The 2,586-nt window shown below is 63.5% G+C and carries 2 protein-coding genes; both read right to left on the reverse strand.

The window, feature by feature from the left end; translation table 11 throughout:
- Positions 1-98: 98 nt before the first annotated feature.
- Positions 99-860: an IS21-like element helper ATPase IstB gene (istB, locus tag IVB42_RS17520; RefSeq protein WP_247356441.1), complete on the reverse strand. Its 762-nt coding sequence runs from the start codon at positions 858-860 to the stop codon at positions 99-101.
- A 15-nt stretch (positions 861-875) separates the two neighbouring features.
- Positions 876-2,414: an IS21 family transposase gene (istA, locus tag IVB42_RS17525; RefSeq protein WP_247361339.1), complete on the reverse strand. Its 1,539-nt coding sequence runs from the start codon at positions 2,412-2,414 to the stop codon at positions 876-878.
- Between the last annotated feature and the right edge of the window lie 172 nt (positions 2,415-2,586).

The raw sequence follows: 2,586 nt of genomic DNA on the forward strand, positions 1-2,586 counted from the left end.
TGCGCATTTCGCTGATGGTGAGCGGCGATTTCAGGCGATCGTGAGCAGCTGTTTCGCGCGATGGTGAGCAGCGGCTTTGACCGACATGGGTGATTGGTTCAGGGGTTTGAGTTGGCGTCAAGAGTTTGATTGCGGGCGTTCTGCTTTCGCATGCTTTCTCCGGAGAGTTGCAGACGGTGAGCGTTGTGAACGAGGCGATCCAGGATGGCGTCGCCGAGGGTTGGGTCGCCGATAACGTCGTGCCAATGTTCAACAGGGACCTGACTGGTGACGATGGTGGAGGCGCGACCGTGGCGATCATCGAGGATCTCCAGAAGGTCGCGCCGTTCGGGCGGATTTAGAACTGACAGGCCCCAATCATCGAGGATCAGAAGTTGAACGCGGCCGATGGTTTTGAGCAGCCGGCCATATCGGCCGTCGCCGCGAGCCAGGGCGAGCGCCTCGAACAGGCGCGGGACGCGGTGATACTGGACCGAACGAGTGTCGCGGCAGGCCTTGTGGCCGAGGGCGCAGGCAATCCAGCTTTTGCCGAGCCCGGTTGCCCCTGTGATGAGCAGGTTCTCGTTGCGGTCGATCCAGTCGCCGCCGACGAGTCTGGCGAAGACGCTGCGGTCGATGCCGCGTGGCGTGCGCAAATCGACGTCTTCCACGCATGCGCTCTGGCGTAGCGCGGCGAACTTGAGACGGGTCGTGAGACGTTTGGTGTCGCGCTCGGCGGCTTCGCGATCGACGAGAAGCCCGATGCGCTCCTCGAACGGCAGGGCGTCGAGGTCCGGTGATCGTCGCTGCTCCTCGAAGGCTTTGGCCATTCCGGTCAAGCCAAGCGTGATCAGCCGTTCATGGGTGGGGTGTGTCAGCATTGGAGTCTCCCTGGTTCAGTGGAAATAGCCCTGACCGCGGATGTTGCCGTGGCGCAGGGGCTGGTGGTCGGACGTCTCGTCGAGGAAAGCGCGATCGAGGCCGCTCTTGAGGATCGAACGGATCGAGGCGACGGAGCGAGCCTTGATCAGGATGCCGCGTCGGCAGGCGGCATCGACGCGCGCATGGTCGTAGCTCCTGGCCAGCGACAGAATACCGAGGCAGGTGCGAAAGCCTTGCTCGGGGTGCGGCCGGGCTTCGATGACGACCTGGAAGAACGCCGCCGTCGATGGACCGATCTTCTCGCCGGCGGCGATCAGCCCTCCCGTTGTCCATTTGCCGTAGCGGCGGTGGGCGCTGGGCATATGATCGGCAATCGTGGTGTGGCCGCGCCGGTTGGGCGCACGGGCGTGGCTGGCGATCCTCTGTCCCTTGTGGAAGACCTCGACGGTCTTGTCGGCGATACGGACATCGACGAGTTCACGGATCAGGCGGTAAGGGGTGGAATACCAATGGCCGTCGATCTCGACGTGATAATCTGGGGCGACACGGCAACGCTTCCAGCGCGCAAAGACGTAGGGCTGGTCCGGCAGTTCTCTCAACCTGGGGCGATCAATCTCGGCGAACAGTTCGGTCCGGCTGGAGCCGAAGCCGCGCATCTGGCGGGCGTTGAGTTCGACGACGAGCCCGCGGATGGCGGTATTGAGCTCCGCCAGGGAAAAGAAGCGCTGGTTGCGCAGGCGGGCCAGGATCCAGCGCTGGGCGATCTGGACTGCGACCTCAACCTTGGCCTTGTCCTTTGGTCGCCTCGGCCGGGCCGCCAGGATCGCGGTGCCGTAATGGCCGGCCATCTCAGCATAGGTGCGGTTGATCCCGGGATCGTAGCGATCGGGGTTGGTCACGGCGGCCTTGAGATTATCGCAGACCACGAACTTCGGCACGCCGCCGAGATACCTGAACAGGCTGGCATGCACGCCGATCCAGTCGGACAGGCTCTCGCTTGGGCAGGCCTCGGCGTAGGTGTAGTTCGAGGCCCCCATCGCCGCGACGAACAGCTTCATGGCGCGCACTTCGCCGGTGATGGGATCGAAGATATCGATGGTGTCGCCGGCGAAATCGACGAATACCTTCTCCCCACCGGCGTGGGTCTGACGCATGCTTGGCCGGGCCCGCTGCTTCCAGGCCTCGAACGTCGTGCAAAACCAGGTATAGCCAAAGCCGTCCGGATTGGCGGCGCGATACTCTTCCCACAACAGCAGGCGCGTCACGCTGCGGCGGCGCAGCTCCTTCTCGACATAAGCCCAATCCGGTGTCGGGCGCCGGTCGCTTTGCGAGGCTGCCGTCGGCGCCGGAAACAGCAGCAGTTCAAGGTTCTCGTCGTCCAGGCCCTCCGGCAGCGGCCAGGTCAGCCCCGCAAGGCGGGCGCGACGCACATAACCGTGTACGACCCCATTGCTCACTCCCAACGTCCGCGCGATGACGCGCTCGGTCAGGCCCTGGTGCCTCAAACGTAGAACTTCTCGGATCCGGCGCATCGACAATCTCTCGGTAGGCATCAGGCTTCCTCATTGGTTGAATGAGAAATCCGTAGCCCGGTTGAGTTGTCGGTCGAAGCGTCCGGCACCGCCAAACGTTGCTCACGATCGCCTGAAATCGCTGCTCACGATCCTCTGAAATCGTTGCTCACGATGCGCTGAAATCCGTGCTCACGATCCCGCGAAACGCGCA

Source organism: Bradyrhizobium sp. 45, assembly GCF_023073155.1.
Lineage (GTDB): Bacteria > Pseudomonadota > Alphaproteobacteria > Rhizobiales > Xanthobacteraceae > Bradyrhizobium > Bradyrhizobium canariense_D.